Raw genomic sequence first — 19,400 nt, 5'->3', positions numbered from 1 at the left:
AAAAAACATTAAATTAAAATATGGATAATAAATATGCCATACTGTACTTGGTCTTCCTCATCACGGTGCCATCGTGCGGAGTGAAGAAGTTCATTCCGGAAGGAGAAAGTCTATACACTGGAGCAGAATTGGTCTTGGATGCAGATTTGCCTAAGCGTGAACTTTCTGCTTTGGAAAATGACCTTGAACCATTGATCAAACCCGACCCCAACAGTAAGATTTTAGGAGTCCGATTTGGACTGTGGGCTCACTATAAAGGAAGTAAAGAAAAACCGGGTTTTATTAATAGATTTCTGAAAAAAAAAATAGGTGAAAAGCCTGTGTATCTCAGCGATGTTCAGCCTGAAAGGACCGGAAATATCCTTACGAACAGATTGGAAAACAAAGGCTACTTTTATGCCCTGTATAAATATGAGGTCCAAGAAAAGGAGGATTTTTCCAGTATCAAATATTCCTTGGAATTTGGAGAACCATATCGTCTGGAAACTATAGAATTGCTCGGGGATACATTGGAGGTTATTCGGGAAATAGCCAACGACTTTGACAAAACTTTACTGACAAAAGGAACAAAGCTCGATCTGGACGCCCTGAAAGAAGAAAGGGAAAGGATAGACTCCCAACTCAAGTCCAAAGGTTATTACAATTTTAATCCTGACCTCCTCATTTTTGAGGCAGATACCAACCATTATGAAGATAGGAAATTTGACTTATACCTTAGACTCAAAAGCAACACCCCGGCCAAATCCACATACCCTTATACCATAGAGCATATCAATGTTTTTCCCAACTATGCCCTCAATGAAGATACCACTGATGCAGATACAGTTACAATAAATGGAATCGATATCATACAGGAAGGGAAGGTCTTCAAGCCGCATCTTTTAGAACAATATATTCTCTTCAAAGAAGGAACAAAGTATAATCCCCGAACATCTAGGCTGACTTCCAACAGACTTTCTTCCATTGGTAATTTCAGATATGTCAATATTTCATTTGATCAAACAGATACAGTGAGATTAGAAGATGGTACCTATTCCTTGGATGCAAAGATTTTACTTTCTCCGCTCAGCAAGAGGTCCTTAAGGGCGGAAATCCAGGGCGTGACCAAATCTAATAGTTTTGTCGGGCCTGCATTGTTGTTGAGTTTCCAGAATAGGAATCTTTTTCATGGGGGTGAGTTGTTGACTTTTACGACCAAATTCGGATATGAACAACAGATATTGGCTGGTGACAGAGAAGGTTTAAGGTCTATAGAATTGGGATTGCAGGGTTCTTTGATTTTCCCTAGGGTGATATTTCCCGGACCTGTGAATAACAGGTTTCAATATTCAATTCCCAAAACCAAAATAAGTACAGGATTTGAATATCAAAACAGAACAGACCTTTACGTGCTCAATTCATATAATGCCTCATTTGGATATTTGTGGACTGTCAACAGGTATGTTTACCATGAATTTAATCCAATCAGTCTCAGTGTGGTAAACTTGGCAAGAACAACTCCGAGGTTTGAAGAAATTCTGAACTCCAATACGTTTCTGAGGAGAAGTTTTGAACAGCAGTTTATTTCAGGAATGAATTATACTTTTAATTTCAACCAATTGGTGGATACTGAAAAAAAGAACGCCATCTTTTTTGCGACCACGGTGGATTTTGCAGGCAATTTATTTAAGGGGATCAATACCATCCTGGATTCAAAAAATCCCGGGTTTGTATTCGGACTGGAATATGCTCAATATCTAAAAGGAGAATTTGACCTGAGGTATTATCATAAATTCACCCAGGAAAAAGTATTTGTGACAAGGCTGTTTTCGGGATTGGGGGTTCCATTGGGAAATTCTTCCTCTCTGCCATTTGTGAAGCAATTTTTTGCTGGTGGTCCGAGGAGTGTCAGGGCATTCAGAATCAGGTCTTTGGGACCGGGCACCTATCGACCTTTAGGGGCTGATGCAGGAGGGTTTTTTGATCAGGCAGGTGATATCCGTTTGGAAGGAAACATGGAATATAGGTTTCCCTTTAATAAATATCTAAAAGGTGCTTTTTTTGTTGATGCGGGTAACGTTTGGTTGTACAATGAAAATCCGGCACTTGTTAGTGACGTGGACCCAAATAAAGGTAGAGGAAAATTTTCATCCGAATGGGCTAAGGAATTGGGAGTTGGAACTGGTTTCGGTTTGCGGATTGATATCCAATTGTTCGTTTTGCGCTTTGACCTTGCAATTCCGGTCCGAAAACCTTGGGAGTTGGAAAATAAAAGGTGGCTTCAAAGTTTCAATTTCGGGGACGGTGACTGGAGAAGACAGAATATGATCCTTAATTTTGCGATAGGATATCCTTTCTAGTGCTATGTTAAAGATGAATTGACAATCTTTCCCGCAGAGACGCAAAGACGCAAAGAAGGATAACTTGAATCTTTTTGCGATGGTGATAACCTTTAAATATTAGAATTAACATTATACTAGGATTTGCCTGTCACCATTTCAGCGTGTAATAGGCTGTGGAAATACCGCTAAACTTTCATGGCCTTCATCACCTACTGCCTGCACTGCAAAGAAGTAATTGTCCTTTGAATAGGGTATGGTCAAAGTTGTGTCTTCTGTGTAGAATTTCTTTTCCCACATCGAGGAATCAGTTTCTCTCATCAGAACATAATATCCTTTAGCTTTTCCAAGGGCAGGTGATTCCCATCTTAAAGTAGAGGTATTACTCAGCCTTCTGACATCTATGCCCACACTTTGAGGTTCTGAAGGTGCTGATGCCAAGTATGCCAAAGAAGCTAAATTGATCCCTGTGATCTTTCTCATATATTCAAAGTCAACAAACTCTGGAAGATCGCCATATTGGATTCCGTTTTCCATCCTGACATTCTCGTGTTGGTGGTAATAATTTTCATTCATCTCACAGACCCGGATTGCTGTAAAGCCTTCCCTTGCAAAAGGAGTATGGTCACCACCCCTCAGAAATCTGTCATTTCTATACACCAATTTCACCTCCAATTGGTCCACATATCTTTCACCTACTTCTTTCATGTATCGCGCCAACTGCCTGGATTTGCTGTCATTTTCCCCATTGGTATAGCGTCTAATGGCAGCCATCTGCTCATCTTCTGCAACAGGTACACCTTCAGAAAATATCCTGACACGGGTGTTGTCATTGATGTTGGTTTGTGAAGAATGGCTGTTGCCTATCATGTCGTTATTGAGCATGGCCACCAAATTCCAATTTTCTTTTTTGGCTTTCTCAGCCAAGTATGCAGCCCCCTTTAATCCCTGTTCTTCACCGGAGACTATCACAAAAATAATGGTAGCAGGATATGATTTTTTGGACATGATTTTGGCCAGTTCTATCACAGCGGCAACTCCCGAACCGTCATCGTTTGCTCCCGGAGCATCGATCTCAGTATTCATTACATCCAAAGCACGGCTGTCTATGTGAGCAGAAATCAGGAATATTCTGTCATCATTAGGGTCAGTCCCTTTAAGCGTGGCCATGACATTCCCCAATTTACTGTCAGTGGGAATCCTCCTTCCATCAGCCGGAATGATAAATGTATCTATGTAGGAAGTTAACCTTCCTTTGGAATCAGCCTCAAATGATTTGAATAGATTAAGTACATAATTTTGGGAGGCCAGGATACCTTCATTGGAATTGTCTGCACTCAGCGTGTGCCTTGTCCTGAATGTTGCCAAGTCCCTGACATATTTTTCCAGACTTTCGGCTGATATTTCAGAGATCATACTTTCAATGGTGGCATCCCTGTGAATTAACTGTGTTTGCGCAAAACCCATATTTACATTCAAAAGAGCGATAAGTATTAAAATTCTTTTCATTTATAGAATTGGTGAAGGTGAAAGGTTTAAATTTACCTGTAGTATGATACAATTTAAAACATTATTACATGAATGAATTATTAACTCCTCAAGAAGGAGAATATGGACACTTTTATGAAGGCTATATTTCTTGGGTCAAAGGAAAAGATATCCCAAAGCTATTGCTTTCACAGATTGAGGAGATTAGGGGGCTTTATGAAAAAATGGGGGAGGAAAAAAGCAACATAGCTTACTCCCCTGGCAAATGGACAGCCAAGGAGGTTTTGGGTCATATTACCGATACTGATAGAATCATGTGTTTTAGGGCTTTGTGTTTTGCCCGAGGTGAAAAAGCTGCCTTATCTGGATTTGATCAAGATAAGTATGTCGCATCTGCCCACTTCAACAATATGCCTTTAGTAAGGTTATTGGAAGATTTTGAAATGTCCCGATATGCCATTACCTCACTATTGAATTCGCTACCTGTTGAATCATTAAAAAATACCGGTATTGCCAATGAAACTGTAGTAAGTGTTCGGGCTTTATTTAATATAATTCCAGGCCATACCCAACATCATTTGAATATTCTGAGGGAGAAATACCAGTAGTATAAATTAGCTAAATTTTAAGTTATCAATTTAAAAACCAAAGATTCCCTCATTTTTGGTTAAATTTGCTGAATTTATCTAGATCAAAAATTTTAATAATCATGCAGAGAACAAGAGCACAGGAATCAAGAGCCGCCATCGAAAAACTTTATATCACTATGAGACATCTCTTTATGAGAGGGTCTTATAAGCCTATGGGAGTTTCAGGGGAGTCGCTTGTAGATTCACTTTTGGTGTTGAGTCCTGAGATTTATGGATTATTGTCCCAGGATGAAAAAATTGAGTTGGATGGCCTTTTATATGTAATGGAACGTTTACCACGTGGCATTGAAGAATGCCGGTATATTCGATTGATCAGTAGAGAAGGTTATGAGAACTCCACATTTCCAGCGATCGTTCCAGCCAAAAGGAAGAGGAATTGCTATAGAGTAGATCAGGATCAGATGTATGTTGAAATGACTAGAGGCCGCTCAGATATCTATGATATTCTGACCCACTTGACATTTTTATATATAGAGGCAGAAAAAATCAAATCCAACAGCACTGATTTCAAAGGCAGGTTTGACCTAAATTGGGAAATGCTTGCAAAAATTGTTGAGAAAGAAGATAACGGAGAAGAAATAGATCAAGAAGTGGCCTGTTCCTATTTGAGTCATGTGATAGGGAGAACTTTTGATGAAACCCATTCTGCTGTGGTTAAATTTGAAGAATCCCCTCACACTAGCAGTCTTTTTTCCATAGTGTACCATATGGGTAAATTGGCAATCGATGAGGTTTTTGAAAAAAAGGATAGGGAGATTTCTTTTTCCTCAACATTAAGGCAGAGGGTTGGACATCATGTGTATGGTGAACTCTGGGCCAATAAAATAAAGTCCGTATTGTTTGAAGAGGGTTTGATTGATAGGCCTATACACATTGTATCTGCCAACCTGCATAGTTTTCTGAATACCATATATGGACACCAATTTTTGGGGCTGACTTCATTTGATCAAATAGAAAAAATGGCAATGGATATCAGTGTCAGGGCTAAAAATAACAAGGGTAAAGAAATTATGAATTACGCCCAGAAAAATGGATTTATTGAGATCCAGGATGAATCCGGCACCAATATCAATGTCCAGGTTTTTGACACGGCTAGAATGTCCAAAGAAACAATCCTCCCTGGATTGAAAATTTCGGATGATAAAAAGAAGAAGCCTATCATATTGGTCATGGATTATGCTTTCGGGGAACAGGCCTATGAGTGTTTTGATGAATTGTTAAAGCCATTTGAAACGAATGAGGGTAAAAGTTATCCTTTGGATGTTCATTCTGCTTCTATAATGGGTAAAGCAGGAATTCTTACGGGAAACAAAGGGGATATCATGATTCCTGACAGTCATGTTTTCGAAGGAACCGCAGACAATTATCCGTTTAAAAATGAACTCAAAAAAGAAGACTTTGAAGGCCATGATATTGGTGTATATCAAGGAACCATGTTCACGGTATTAGGGACCTCTTTACAGAACAAGGATGTGTTGAGTTATTTGATGGAGTCTTCTTGGAAGGCCATTGGACTTGAGATGGAAGGGGCGCATTATCAAAAAGCGATTCAAAGCGAAAGCAAGATCCGTCAGAACATACGCAAAAATGTAAAAGTGCTATATGCCTATTACGCATCTGATAATCCATTGGAAACTGGAAGTACACTAGCCTCCGGAGCTTTGGGTATGGATGGGGTAAAACCAACCTATTTGATCACATATAAGATGCTTGAGAAAATATTCTCCTAATACCATTATTTGGAATCATTCCGTCATTTGCTGATTTCAAAGAATCCATGCTAAGTTATTAGCATGGATTTAATTTTTTATTCTGTTTTTTGGACTGAGTATACTGTGTGTTATTAATCATGGACTAATATGATTTTGGTCAGGTTTTCTAGAACTAATTCTTTTCAATTTTACATCATCAATCAAACAAAAAAAAGATGAAGCAGTACAGTTTTTGGATATCAAGGATCATGGTTTTGGCTCTTGTATTCGTAAGTTCACAAGTATTTGCACAGGTAAAATATACATTGGCACCTGCGTCGGAAATGAAGATTTCCGGAGGTTCTACCCTACATGATTGGGACATGACCTCCACATCAGCAAAGGGCGATGGTCAATTTGTGATAGAAGGTAATCAGTTTAAAGGTATCAAAAGTTTAAGGGTTCAGTTAGAAGCCGAAACTTTGAAAAGCGGTACCAGGGGATTGGATAACAATGCCTATAAAGCATTGGATACCAAAAAACACAAAGATGTGGTTTTTACCTTAAAAGAAATCACAGGAAGTGGCAGTAGCTATCAGGCAAAAGGAGATTTTACCATATCCGGAGTTACCAAACCGGCATCCTTTCCCGTGAAATTGACCCAATCAGGAGGAAACCTCACCTTCGAGGGGAGCTTCGACACCAAGCTTACCAATTTCTCTATTGATCCTCCAACTGCCTTATTGGGCACAGTAAAAACAGATGACGAAATCACCATTTCATTTAAATCAATATTTCAACCTTCAAAATAATTCTCCTAAACAATGAAAAAGTTAATAATTGCCGCGATTGCTATAGTCGGATTATCATTTTCCGCACTAGCCCAAGGACTTCAGAGAGACATGCAATTCTGGAGACCTTACGACCAAAGAGGTCTCAATATCTTTGAAACCGGAAAAGAAGATTCTGTTGCCTACGAAGGCATGAGAGTTAGAATCGGTGGACACTTTGCCCAACAATGGCAAAACCTTAGCCACGAAAACACTGCAACACCAGTATTGAATGCAAACAATGTAAATGTCAATCAGCTTATTGAGATTGGCGCAGGTACCAACCTTGCTACTGCCAACCTTAACATTGACGTAGCTTTGGCAGATGGTTTGAGATTGAATCTGATCACTTATCTTTCTTCAAGACACCATCCAGAATCTTGGGTAAAAGGTGGATACATTCAGGTTGACAAGTTGGGCTTCTTGAATTTGGGGGAAACAGATTGGTTTGACAAATACCTTACCGTCCGTGTTGGACACATGGAAATCAACTATGGTGATGCCCACTTCAGAAGATCAGATAACGGTAATGCCATGTGGAATCCCTTTGTTGGTAACTATATTATGGATGCATTTACAACTGAGGTCGGTGGTGAAGTCTTCTTCCAAAGCAACGGATGGTTGGCGATGGCCGCAGTCACAGGTGGTGAAATCCAGGGTGGTGTAACCAATCCAGATAATAGAAAACCAAACTTTATCGGAAAATTCGGTTATGACAAATACCTCAATGATGATTTGAGAGTTAGGTTAACAGGTTCGGTCCTTACTACTAAGGGGTCTCAAGGCAACACGCTGTGGGGTGGTGACAGGGCAGGGTCAAGATATTATCTTGTAATGGAGAATACGCTTGCCAGCACTGCTGCAAACTTTACTTCAGGTAGATTTAATCCAGGCCAAAGAGATAATATTACAGCTTTTGTATTCAACCCTTTCATCAAATTCCATGGGCTGGAGTTCTTTGGTAACTTTGAAAGATCAACAGGCAAAGCAAGAAATGAAACTGAAGACAGAACTTGGAATCAGACTGGTGCTGACTTAGTATATAGATTTGGAACCTACGACAAGTTCTATTTGGCAGGCAGATACAACAAAGTTAATGGAACCCTTGCCGGATCTGGACTTGAAGTGAGTATGGATAGGATACAAATTGGTGGAGGCTGGTTTGTAACCAAGAATGTTCTAGCTAAATTGGAGTACGTTAGCCAAAACTATAATGACTTTGCTGCCGCAGACAGATTCAACGGTGGTAGATTTAATGGTCTGATGATCGAAGGCGTGATAGGCTTCTAATTCTAAATTCAAATGCGTGTCCTTTTAATCATTTTACTCATCCTTTTCAATCCTGACCTCAAAGAAAGAGAAGTCATTGTCACCCAGAAAGTAATCACTGTAAGTGGACAGACTTCGATAGGCGGATTCAATTGTGATTATGCTAAAAATGGTTTGAAGGACACGCTTTATATTGATTATGATGATTCTAAAAAAGAATTGATTTTTGATATCCCGGTCCACGATTTTTCATGTGGAAATTTTTTACTCAACAGAGATTTCAGGAAAACCGTCAAGGCAGAAAAATTTCCAACAGCCAAAGTCAAAGTACGTAACCTACAATCCAATTATGGGCATTATACCTGCGATCTTTCAGTGGACCTTGTAGGAAAAAAACTTCACTTCCCAGCCCTTGTGCTTAAAAGAACTTCCACCGGAGTCACAGGAAATTTGGTTTTAAGCTTTGAGGAGTTGGCACTGGAAACCCCCAAAAAAATGGGAGGATTGATCAAAGTGGAGGAGGAGCTTCATTTGGAGATACAGCTGAGATTTTGATTGGGTTGATTTTTTTAATCTGATAAAATCCCATATTCAGAAAATAATTTCAACCTGTGAATTAGATTTGTTCTACTTTGGGCTTCAGTTTTTATAAAAATATTTTTAAAATGGGTTTTTATGGTATTTTCACTAACATGAAGCTCTGTTGCGATTTCTTGATTTGACAAACCCAATTCCAATTGCTCTATAACATCCAATTTTCATATGTCATTTCAAATTTTATTTCACCATCCCCGTGTGTTCCAATTTCTTCCCATCCCATTTTTCTATAAAACATTTCAGCCCGTGTATTAGGTGAAGTGCCTAACCAAACATTAGTCCTAATTTGCTCAAAATACCAATCAAGCATTATTTTGTGAAGTTTCCTTCCAATACCTTGTTTTTCGAATTCAGGTTTTATAAACAATGCCCAAATGTTTTTTTCTTTTAAGTCAACAATTGAAAATCCGACAATATTTTTGTCAATTTCACAAATCCATCCTTTTCCCCTTTGGGTTATATATTCAATACAGTCCTCATCCGTTACGGATTCCGGATTAGATAATATGTTTTCCTTAACCGAATTTCTTACTATTTGTATTTGTTTTATATCCTCAATGGTAGCTTCTCTGAATATCATTTACTTGCAATTTCAGTAATTCAATTTTAATCCAACTCCAAATCCCATATCGCTATCGTAATGGGTTCTCATTCCTATATTTTTTCCGATAATATAATTCAATCCAACCATATATTCCAAATCAGTATTTACCATGAATCCAGCCCGTATTCTTTTTGATATCGGAATATCTTCCCTCATTAATGTTAATCGAACTATACCATCTTGGTAAACTTCTGCCTGAAAGTTGATCAACATAGGAAGGGTGTACATAATACCCAAACTGACGGCAGCTCTATAGTCTTTTTTATTAGTCTGACCGAAGAGATTTTCTTCCTTTTCGTCCCTTCCCATTTTGCGGTAACGCCAGTCAAAACCAACAAATGGCATCAGCCACTGCATTTTGCCGAGGTATCTCCCGAGGTGTGTTTCTACTTCGTATCCGTCCATATCACTGTATCCCAGTCTCCATTCGGTTCCAAAGCTCCAGCGCGTATTCTGTAACATGGCTTCTCCGTCATTCCCATTGGTTGCAAAATCATTATGTGCCATCAAATGCAGCATATTGCTTTCCCGTTGCAAATGATTATAGGCTTTGGCTTTGTTTTGAATTCGTGGATTGTCATAATCACCAACTTCAAACACGCGGTTCATACCGGCCATCATATGATACAGGATATGACAATGGAAAAACCAGTCGCCTTCAGTATTGGCTTCAAATTCTATGACATTGGTTTCCATAGGCATGATGTCCATCACATTTTTAAGAGGAGAATATTCGTTGTGCTCATTGAGCAACCTGAAATCAAATCCATGTAGGTGCATGGGATGGCGCATCATGGAATTGTTATATAGGGTGATGCGTATTATTTCCCCTTTTTTGACCGGAATTTTGTCCGTTTCGGAAAGCACTTTATTGTCCATACTCCAGACATAGCGGTTCATGTTTCCAGTGAGTTCAAATCGCAGTTCTTTTATCGGGGCGTTTGGGTTTAAGGTAGTGATGTGGGGTGACTTCAGCATGCCGTAGTTCAACGTTTCAATTTTGCCCAAAGGCATAGCGTGCTGCGCATGGTCATCCTGATTCATATTTCCCATATTGTGTTTGGAATGATCCATTTCCTCATCTTTACCATTCATATCGTCACTGGAATGATCCATTTCCTGCATGGGTTCCTGACTTGAGGTTTCCGAGTACATCACGGCATTCATATCCATTTTCTGCAAACTCATTTTCATCCCCATATCGTGCATGTCACCATTCATCTTCATCATATCGTTCATCATCTGCATGCCTTCAAAATATTTCAACCGGGGAAGTTTTACAGCAAATTGCTTTTCGCCCTGTCCCAAGAAAAGAGATGCACTACCGGAACGGTCCTCTGGTGTGGCGAGTAGTTCATAAGCGGTGCCATCATTAGGCAAGGTCACTACGATATCATAAGTTTCAGACACGCCGATGATAAAACGATCTACTTCAACAGGTTCCACGTCATTACCGTCATTGCCGACAACTGTGATTTTACCGCCTGCGTAGGTGATCCAGAAATAAGATGAACCCCCGGCATTCGCGATCCGCAACCGCACTTTATCACCTCCTTTGAATTCAGTAACCTGACTTTCTACCTGTCCGTTGATGAGAAATGCATCATAGTACACATCGCTCACATCCATGGCTTCCATCCGTTTCCATTCGTTGGTGACCTTGGTTTTAAAATGACCTTCTTTGATGGCTTCAGCGTAACTCTGAACTGTATTCTTTTTGATTCCAAACCAATCATTACCAGTGGCCAACATGCGCTGTACCTGATGAGGCTTTATATCGGTCCATTCGCTCAGCGTGATGGAAATGGATGGCAAATCGTCTATTCCCTTTCGGAAATGGGGGTCTTCCGCCCTTTTCAGGAAGACCAAAGAGCCATACATGCCAATCTGTTCTTGGAAACCTGCATGGCTATGGTACCAATACGTACCATTCTGCTTTACCGGAAAACGATAGGTAAACGTCTCGTTCGGTCCGATGGGCATTTGGGTAAGAAATGGGACACCATCCTGCTCATTGGGCAACTGTACCCCATGCCAATGCAGTGATGTATTTTCCTTTAAAAGATTATGAACCACAATTTCCGCTGTATCACCTTCGGTAAATGTGAGCGTGGGCATGGGTATTTTGCCGTTTACAGCGATCGCTCTTTTTTCTTTACCGGAAAATGCCACGGTTGTGTCTTTCACGTACAGGTCGTACCGCACCACATCCTGGGCTTTGCTGACTTCCATGCCACATAATGTTAACAGCGTGAACAGGAACAGCTTTTTCGAGAAAATAAATTCGAAATCCATTTAAAGGAATTTTATGGGTATAAAGGACTAATTGGCCTTCACAGTTCCCTGTGGCTTTTTGTCTTTTTCTTTTATGTCAACAACTTTACCACAAGTCAGCATTGAGGAACCGTAAAAGGGATTTTTAATATCCTGTTCATAGCTTAGCCAATAGGCCTTTTTCATCGGACAGAATTGATAATATACAACTTCATGTACTTTATCAGAATCCTTGACCAGGTCCCACATCGCGGTAGAAACATCATTAAAAGCAGCCCTTTGTTTATCGAGATTGTCGCCTGCCTTGAGCAATTTTTCAGATGATTTCAATAGCTCTGATTTTTGCGGAAAGTTTTCTTCCTGCTTAACTGTGTTGTACAGCGATTCGATGTGTGCGGATGCGGAGTGGCCATTGCCGATTACCAGCGCATTTTTCACATTGATATAGTGATCCAGAATACTGTTCGGATTTTGGGCATGAGCACCATATCCTATGACCATGAAGGAGAGTAACAAAAATGACTTTACCATTTGTCTTAGATTTAATATGCTAATAATTTATTTAGTTAATGGTTCGGCTTTAAAACCTGCTTTTTCCACGATTTCAAGCACTTGTGCTGAGGTTATTCCTTCCGAATGTATGGACAGGATTTTATCCTTGTTGCCTGTGTCGACATCCCAGTGGCAGATCCCTTCTGCATTGTCCAGGTGTGATTTGACGGCTGCCACGCAACCCCCACAATTGATATTTGTCTTAAATTGAAGATTTTGATTTTCCATTTTTTTGATGTTTTTGATTTTCATTTAAAATTTAATTGCTGCAGCATCCTGTTGAATATGATACAAAGTTGCTTATTCTCTTAAGAGTATGGCTTGTGTTATTTCTTGTTTGATTTGTGAGATTTACTGTTAATCTCACACCTTTTATTTTTTCCATTTTAATCGCAGACTGTTGGTGACCACGCTTACACTGCTCAAGGCCATGGCTGCACCTGCAATCATAGGGTTCAACAAGAATCCATTGATTGGATAAAGGATTCCCGCGGCGATTGGGATGCCGATTAAATTGTAAATAAATGCCCAGAAAAGATTTTGCTTGATAGTAGACACCGTTTGCTTTGACAATCGGATAGCATCCGGTATTTTGGTAAGATCCGATGAAATGATGGTCATTTTGGCTACGTCCATGGCAATGTCGCTTCCCTTGCCCATGGCGATGCTTACATCTGAAGTTGCCAGGGCAGTACTATCATTGATTCCATCGCCCACCATGGCCACAACTTTTCCCTTATTCTGTATGTCCCTCACAAAGTCGGCTTTCTGCTGGGGCAATACTTCAGCCATATAATGTATGATTCCCATTTGCTCTGCGATGGCTTTGGCAGTGGCTTCATTGTCACCTGTGAGCATATACACCTCAATGCCCATTTCCTGAATTTGCCTGATGGCTGCTACCGAGGTTTCTTTAATCTTATCAGAAATGGCGATTACTGCAAGTGCTTGTCCACTATTTGCAAACCAGATTACGGTTCTAGATTCTTTTCCCCATGATTCGGCTTTTTGAAGTAGCTCATCGGCGATGGATATTTTATTTTCCAACAGCAATTTTTTGTTGCCAACAAAATAGGTTTCATTTTGGTAATTTCCTTTTGCGCCTTTACCAGTGATGCTTTCAAACTGCGTTATGGCAATTGTTTCCACACGCTCTAGGTGTGTTACCACGGCTTCCGCCAAAGGATGCTCAGATTGCTTTTCTATACCCAGGAGGATATTTGCGGTGGCATCATTGTTATTCAACCATTGAATCCCTGTGACCAATGGTCTGCCTTCAGTGATTGTGCCTGTTTTATCCAGTACAATGGCATTCACTTTCTTAGCCAGTTCAAGGCTTTCTGCATCTTTGATCAGAATACCTTGTTCAGCACCTTTACCGACACCGACCATAATAGCTGTAGGTGTTGCCAATCCCAAGGCACAGGGACAAGCAATTACCAATACGGTAACCGCTGCTAACAGTCCTTGTACTAAGCCGTTATCACCACCCAAAACCAACCAAACGATGAATGTTAGAATGGCAATGCCAATCACAACAGGAACGAAAATACCGGCAATCTTATCAACCAGTTTCTGTACAGGTGCTTTGCTTCCCTGCGCTTCCTGTACCATTTTGATGATTTGGGCAAGCATTGTTTCTTTGCCCACATTTACCGCTTTAAATTGGAAACTTCCTTTTTGGTTGATGGTTCCTGCAAATACTTTCTCCCTTTCTTTTTTCTCTACCGGAATCGGTTCACCACTGAGCATACTTTCATCTACATAAGAGGCACCGGAAGTTACCATGCCATCCACCGCTATTTTTTCACCGGGTTTTACAAGGATAACGTCGCCAGCATGTACATCCTCAATAGGTACCTGTTTCTCTGTTCCATCAGGTTGAACCACCACAACGCTTTTGGGCTGCAGGCCCATAAGTTTTTTTATAGCGGAAGAGGTATTGCCTTTGGCTTTTTCCTCAAGAAGTTTGCCCAATAAAATAAAAGCGATGATAACGGATGCGGCTTCAAAATAAACGTGGGCGTGCAATCCCCTTTGATGCCAAAATTCCGCAAAAACCATATTGAATACACTGAAAATGTAGGCAATTCCTGTGCTCAAAGCGACCAATGTATCCATGTTGGCAGACCCGTGCTTGGTTTGCTTCCAGGCATTGATAAAGAAACTTTTCCCAAACCAAAGTACAACGGGGGTTGAAAACAGCCACATGATTTCATTGGCCTTTGGCATATCCATAAAAAACATTCCGATAATTACGACCGGTATTGATAATATTACCGCCCAAATGGTCCTGCTTCTAAGTTTCTGGAATTTTTGTGCATGAATGGCTTCCAAACTTTCCTGCTGTTTGGCTTCATCCTCTACTAACAAATCATAGCCTATGGATTGAACCGCTTTTTGTAGCTTTAAAGCATCTGTCATATTAGGCAGATACTCAACAGAAAGATTGCCGGTAGCATAATTTACAGAGGCATTGACCACACCGGGTTCGTGTTTCACAATACTTTCTGTACTCCCGGCGCAAGAGGCACATGTCATTCCCAATACCGGAAAAGTCCTTTTGATCGTGGTAACGCCATACCCAAGGTCTTTAACCGCTTTGACAGCTTCTACTATCGCTTTATCATTGCTTACAGTAACGGCTGCTCTACGATTGTTGAGTTCCACCTTATGACTTTCGACACCTTTGACTTGCCCAAGTCCTTTTTCAACTATTAACGCGCAGTGTTCACTGTCGACATCTTCCAAGGGAAGGTAAATTATTTCTTTATCACTTGTTGCCATATTCTTATTGATTAATTTGTCTATGCAAATTTGGCAACAAGTTCGAATGTGGCTATTGTGGAATTATGGAAGGGATTTGTAAGATTATATCTTATCCAGCGGTTTTCTTTTATCTTCCTTAATTTGTTTGAAATGACTGGGCGTAAGTCCGGTTACTTTCTTGAATTGATTGCTGAGATAGGCTACACTGGAATATTTTAGCTGGTAAGCAATTTCACTTAAAGACAATTCATCATACACTAATAGCTCTTTTACTTTTTCTATCTTCTGGGCTATTAAGTACTTTTCAATGGTAATTCCTTCTACTTCTGAAAACAAATTGGATAAATAGTTATAATCGTGATTTAGGCTGTTCTTCAATAAATCGGAGAGGTTGGTTTTGATTTCATTATCCTGTTGATGAACCAGGTCAATGATAACATTCTTTATCTTCTCGATCATCCTGCTTTTTTTGTCATCAATAAGCTCAAATCCAAAAGTCAGCAGGTGATTATCTATGACCCTTTTTTCGTTATTACTAAGTTCTCCTTCAAATTCTACTTCACCTAATTTTACACTTTTAGGGCTAAAGCCAATTTTCTCCAGTTCATTTTTCACTACCATTATGCAGCGGTTACAAACCATATTCTTAATGTAAACTTTCATTTTCTGATATTTATAGTTTGATGCGTCATGTTTCGTTCTTTTCTCGCAGACTTAATCATTTTACCCAATACTTCCATTTTCAGTTCGTATTCGTAAGGGTCCCGTTCAGGAGTACCTTCTTTGCCGATGTATCTGTCCTTCATCTCGGCTAAACTTGTTTTTCTCATTTCCTTAGTAGCCCTATCATTTTTTGTCTTTCTTGCTTTCAAAATATTCCGCTCAGTTACTTTTCGTTTTTTGCTCTCAAAGTCAGGAAATTTAAAGGTGTCATTACCGCAATTGAGGAGTTTTTATAATCTTTAATATTCCGTGTAATAATAGCATCTAAACCGTTAATAGTTAAAGCGGATGAATATTGAATGGAATCCTCATAGTCTGAGAAATTGTTTTTTAGGGCTTCAATAATTTCTTTTTTGGTGGTTCCAACGATTTCGGTCATTTCGGTTAGCGTTTCAACAACTTCAATTGTTTTTTTGTGTCCTAAAAATCTCCTTACAATATAGTATATGTTATTAATGCTTACTGCTGATAAGTAAATCGTTACCAGTCCTTGCTCATTAAGTTCAAAAAGTTCACTTTCAGGATTTGCATGAGGTTCTCTGTCTGTAAAAAAGTCTATGACCACATCGGAGTCAACAAAAAGCTTATACGCCATATTTTTTTGAAAGTTCCTCCGGTAATATTTGCTTGTAGTCAAGATTATCGTTCGCTTTAATTATCCCCCTCAATTTTCGAACTTTAGGAGAAAGTTGCGTTTCCTTAATTTTCATTCTCTCTACGGCTACAAATTTGAAATAGTTTTCAACCATTTCTGACAGGCTTTGCCCTTTTTCTTTTGCATATTTTTTAGCAATCTCTATAACCTCCTTCTCAATAGTCAATGTCAATTTTGTATTCATCTTAATTTTTATTTAAAACAAAGATACGTGTTGAGGTTTAAATTTACAACACGTATCTTCTAAATGAGAGCCAACAACTAAATATACTCCACCAACCCCTCCAACTTCATCCCCCTACTTCCCTTAATCAAAATCAAATAATCTTCCAGTTTAGAGTCGGAAAGCCAAATTCTAAACGAAAAAGGGTCGGGGAAATATAGTGCATTGGGTGCCGTTGCCAATGCGGATTGGATTAGCTTTCCGCTTAGGCAGATTTTGTCAATATTCATCCCCGAAAGAATCTCTCCAAGTTGCCGGTGTTCAGCGTCAGCATGTTCCCCTAGCTCCAGCATATCCCCAAGGATGACCATCTTGTGGGATTTACCTTCCATTTTATCGAACGCTTTTAACGCTTCTTCCATACTAGATGGGTTGGCGTTATACGCATCGAGAATGATAAGGTTGCTGCGCTTCTCCACGAGTTGGGAGCGCATGTTGGATGGTCGGTAATTGGATATTGCCATTGCGGCCTCGGCTAACGGAACACCGAAAAACTTCCCCACAGTTAGTGCCGCAGCGATGTTGTCAAAATTATAACTCCCTATTAGTTGTGAGTGAAAAACTTCCTCGCTACCCTTTACCCGAATACTTACAAAGGGATCCGCTGCGACCATTTCCAATTCGCAGAAACTGCCCTTTTCCGGAAAAAGTACAGGGGAATCAAACCTCCTAATCATATTGGAAAATACCTGCTGCCGGGTATTGATAAATACTTTTCCTGAATTTTTCAGTAAATGCTGAAACAGTTCCGTTTTGGTTTTTAATACGCCATCCGGACCTCCCATCCCTTCCAAATGGGCTTTTCCAATATTCGTGATAAAGCCATGGGTTGGGTTGGCTATATCACAGAGTTCCTGGATATCACCCTGCTTGTTGGCTCCCATTTCAATAATGGCAATTTCCACCTCATCAGTAATACGCAGAAGGGTCAAAGGCACTCCAATATGGTTGTTCAAGTTTCCGACGGTCGCCAAGGTTTTATAGTTGCAACTTAGGACTGTTTGGAGAAGCTCCTTTGTAGTGGTTTTTCCGTTACTTCCCGTCAACGCCACGATTGGAATACTTAACTGCTCCCGGTGAAATGCCGCTAACTCCTGCAAGGCCCTTAACCCATCTTTAACCAATATATATCGGGGATCATTGTCCACTACATAGGCTGTCTCATCTACCACAACCGCTGACGCACCCTGCTCCAAAGCTGTTGCCGCAAATGTATTGGCATTGAAATTCGGGCCCTTGAGCGCAAAAAAAAGGTTTCCTTGTCCAATCTGCCGGGTATCGGTGGACACACCTGTTGATGCGAGAAAATGTCTATATAGTTGTTGAATGTCCATGGATTGGATTGAAGAACGATAGAAACAATACCTCAAAAGGAATTTTTTTTGACCCCTTTTTGAATAAAAACAAAAGTAATATATCCGGTATCAAAAAGTATCGTTTAACTTTAAAAATTAAAACCGCATGCGTCCCATTTGCCTCTTGGTCTTATTCTTTACGCTAGGTTTGGCTTCCGCCCAGCAGCGATATACACTAAATACAGCTATTCAGGCCGATTTCCAGGGCAAAAACTTATCCATGCCTTTTGCCGGAGGCATCAATGCCGCACAGATTCAGACTTTGGACGTCAACGGGGACGGATCGGAAGAATACATTGTCTGGGACATCAATTCACGAATGTTGAATGTGTTCCGGGAAATTGAGAATGGCGGATTTGAACATTTACCTCAAGTCAGCTATTTTTTTCCATCTGATATAAGTGGATTTTTGGTATTGGCTGACTTTGACGGAGATGGCCGCAAAGACCTGTTTACAGGAAGTCCCTTTGGGATCAAGGCATATAGAAACATCACTTCTGCAACATCCTCCACGCTGGAATGGGAAGAGGCTCAGCCATTCCTCCGTCTGGACAACGGCTCCAACGTAACGGCCAACAGCTTGGATATTCCATTGATTACAGACATTGACGGGGATGGTGATTTGGATATTCTAACCTTCAACTTCGCTACCGGGGATTACTTGGAACTTTACAACAACACGAGCATAGAACGAAAAGGAGTAGCGGACATCGATGGATTTGCCTCTGCGCAAATTCGGTGGGGAAGATTTGAATTTTGCGGTTGCGGGATCTTCGCCTTTGGGTTTACCTGCACGGGCTTGCCCATTACCGCTGAACTTTCATCCCAGGAAACGGCACGCATTGAGCATTCAGGCGGGCACTCCATCCTCTATCAAGACCTGAACGGCGATGGTGTCCGAGATCTGTTGATGGGGCAAGACTTATGCAACACCCTATATTTTCTACCCAATTACGGTACAGATGCGGCACCAGTTTTTAACGAGTTCCTGCTCGAACTACCCCAAACAGGTGTTTTACCGCAGTTTCCAATCTTCCATGCAGCCTATATGGTTAAGGAAAACCTAATAATAACCACCAATTCCTCCGAGCCTTCTTCAAATTCTTCGTCGGACTATGGCTCCAGTCTTTACCAATATTCTTTGACAGACGAAAACGGTTTAGAAACAAACCGCTTTTTGCAAAAGGAGATGTTTGATTTTGGGGAAAATGCAAGGCCATACTTTGAAGGGAACCCGGTAAACGGAACCCTAGTGGTCATTGCCAATCAAATTCAAGACGGACAAGCGATAAGTAAGGCTTTCCGATTTGCTTTGGAAGAAGGAACACTCCGGGTTACTAATGAAGATTACCTGAACCTTTCGGAACTTCGGCTTAGGGAAATGAGCTATCAGTATTACAGA

Annotated in this window: 19 protein-coding genes; 7 read left to right on the top strand and 12 right to left on the bottom strand. The window is 40.3% G+C overall.

Annotated elements, in window-relative coordinates:
- Positions 1-20: 20 nt before the first annotated feature.
- Positions 21-2,339: a BamA/TamA family outer membrane protein gene (locus tag ACEW8U_RS20725; protein ID WP_373523960.1), complete on the top strand. Its 2,319-nt coding sequence runs from the start codon at positions 21-23 to the stop codon at positions 2,337-2,339.
- 138 nt (positions 2,340-2,477) lie between these two features.
- Here ACEW8U_RS20725 and ACEW8U_RS20720 read toward each other — a convergent pair whose 3' ends face one another.
- The gene (locus ACEW8U_RS20720) at positions 2,478-3,827 is read right to left on the bottom strand and encodes a M28 family metallopeptidase (protein ID WP_373523959.1); all 1,350 of its coding nucleotides are present in this window, start codon (positions 3,825-3,827) and stop codon (positions 2,478-2,480) included.
- Positions 3,828-3,895: 68 nt separating this feature from the next.
- Between ACEW8U_RS20720 and ACEW8U_RS20715 the strand changes: the two genes are divergently transcribed.
- The 5 genes from ACEW8U_RS20715 to ACEW8U_RS20695 all read left to right on the top strand — a co-directional run bounded on the left by ACEW8U_RS20715 (position 3,896) and on the right by ACEW8U_RS20695 (position 8,801).
- On the top strand, positions 3,896-4,414 hold the full coding sequence (locus ACEW8U_RS20715; protein ID WP_373523958.1) for a DinB family protein: 519 nt from the start codon (positions 3,896-3,898) through the stop codon (positions 4,412-4,414).
- Positions 4,415-4,515: 101 nt separating this feature from the next.
- Positions 4,516-6,186, top strand: a complete 1,671-nt coding sequence (locus tag ACEW8U_RS20710) for a hypothetical protein (protein ID WP_373523957.1) — start codon at positions 4,516-4,518, stop codon at positions 6,184-6,186.
- A 197-nt stretch (positions 6,187-6,383) separates the two neighbouring features.
- Positions 6,384-6,959, top strand: a complete 576-nt coding sequence (locus ACEW8U_RS20705) for a YceI family protein (protein WP_373523956.1) — start codon at positions 6,384-6,386, stop codon at positions 6,957-6,959.
- A 12-nt stretch (positions 6,960-6,971) separates the two neighbouring features.
- Positions 6,972-8,267, top strand: a complete 1,296-nt coding sequence (locus tag ACEW8U_RS20700) for a hypothetical protein (protein WP_373523955.1) — start codon at positions 6,972-6,974, stop codon at positions 8,265-8,267.
- A 12-nt stretch (positions 8,268-8,279) separates the two neighbouring features.
- Positions 8,280-8,801: a hypothetical protein gene (locus tag ACEW8U_RS20695; RefSeq protein ID WP_373523954.1), complete on the top strand. Its 522-nt coding sequence runs from the start codon at positions 8,280-8,282 to the stop codon at positions 8,799-8,801.
- Positions 8,802-8,815: 14 nt separating this feature from the next.
- On the opposite strand, the gene ACEW8U_RS20690 is transcribed toward ACEW8U_RS20695, so the two are convergent.
- The 11 genes from ACEW8U_RS20690 to murF form a co-directional block, all read right to left on the bottom strand.
- A complete protein-coding gene (locus ACEW8U_RS20690; protein ID WP_373523953.1) occupies positions 8,816-8,971 on the bottom strand; it encodes a helix-turn-helix transcriptional regulator in 156 nt (51 codons plus the stop codon).
- Positions 8,972-8,988: 17 nt separating this feature from the next.
- Positions 8,989-9,423: an N-acetyltransferase family protein gene (locus ACEW8U_RS20685; RefSeq protein WP_373523952.1), complete on the bottom strand. Its 435-nt coding sequence runs from the start codon at positions 9,421-9,423 to the stop codon at positions 8,989-8,991.
- A 12-nt stretch (positions 9,424-9,435) separates the two neighbouring features.
- Positions 9,436-11,679, bottom strand: coding sequence for a multicopper oxidase domain-containing protein (locus tag ACEW8U_RS20680; RefSeq protein WP_373523988.1), 2,244 nt, complete (start codon positions 11,677-11,679; stop codon positions 9,436-9,438).
- A 90-nt stretch (positions 11,680-11,769) separates the two neighbouring features.
- The gene (locus ACEW8U_RS20675) at positions 11,770-12,252 is read right to left on the bottom strand and encodes a DUF3347 domain-containing protein (protein WP_373523951.1); all 483 of its coding nucleotides are present in this window, start codon (positions 12,250-12,252) and stop codon (positions 11,770-11,772) included.
- 27 nt (positions 12,253-12,279) lie between these two features.
- Positions 12,280-12,501 (bottom strand): heavy-metal-associated domain-containing protein, encoded by a 222-nt coding sequence (locus ACEW8U_RS20670; protein ID WP_373523987.1) that lies wholly within the window; start codon positions 12,499-12,501, stop codon positions 12,280-12,282.
- Positions 12,502-12,645: 144 nt separating this feature from the next.
- Positions 12,646-15,060 carry a heavy metal translocating P-type ATPase gene (locus ACEW8U_RS20665; protein ID WP_373523950.1) on the bottom strand — a complete coding sequence of 805 codons (2,415 nt, stop codon included), beginning with the start codon at positions 15,058-15,060 and terminating at the stop codon, positions 12,646-12,648.
- Between the two features lie 84 nt (positions 15,061-15,144).
- Entirely contained in the window at positions 15,145-15,705 is a 561-nt protein-coding gene (locus ACEW8U_RS20660) for a helix-turn-helix domain-containing protein (RefSeq protein ID WP_373523949.1), read from the bottom strand.
- Entirely contained in the window at positions 15,702-15,914 is a 213-nt protein-coding gene (locus tag ACEW8U_RS20655) for a hypothetical protein (RefSeq protein ID WP_373523948.1), read from the bottom strand. The genes ACEW8U_RS20660 and ACEW8U_RS20655 overlap by 4 nt, the downstream gene beginning before the upstream one ends.
- A 14-nt stretch (positions 15,915-15,928) precedes the next feature.
- Entirely contained in the window at positions 15,929-16,360 is a 432-nt protein-coding gene (locus tag ACEW8U_RS20650) for a type II toxin-antitoxin system VapC family toxin (RefSeq protein WP_373523947.1), read from the bottom strand.
- The gene (locus ACEW8U_RS20645) at positions 16,350-16,604 is read right to left on the bottom strand and encodes a DUF6364 family protein (protein ID WP_373523946.1); all 255 of its coding nucleotides are present in this window, start codon (positions 16,602-16,604) and stop codon (positions 16,350-16,352) included. Before ACEW8U_RS20645 ends, ACEW8U_RS20650 begins: the two co-directional genes overlap by 11 nt.
- 77 nt (positions 16,605-16,681) lie before the next feature.
- Entirely contained in the window at positions 16,682-17,977 is a 1,296-nt protein-coding gene (gene murF, locus ACEW8U_RS20640; protein ID WP_373523945.1) for a UDP-N-acetylmuramoyl-tripeptide--D-alanyl-D-alanine ligase, read from the bottom strand.
- A 127-nt stretch (positions 17,978-18,104) separates the two neighbouring features.
- Between murF and ACEW8U_RS20635 the strand changes: the two genes are divergently transcribed.
- On the top strand, positions 18,105-19,400 hold a 1,296-nt coding region (locus tag ACEW8U_RS20635; protein ID WP_373523944.1), incomplete at its 3' end, for an FG-GAP repeat domain-containing protein.

It is taken from the genome of Aquiflexum sp. (assembly GCF_041751335.1).
GTDB lineage: Bacteria > Bacteroidota > Bacteroidia > Cytophagales > Cyclobacteriaceae > Aquiflexum.
The sequence above is the reverse complement of the archived record's forward strand: the minus strand, read 5'-3'. Positions and strand labels throughout refer to the sequence as shown.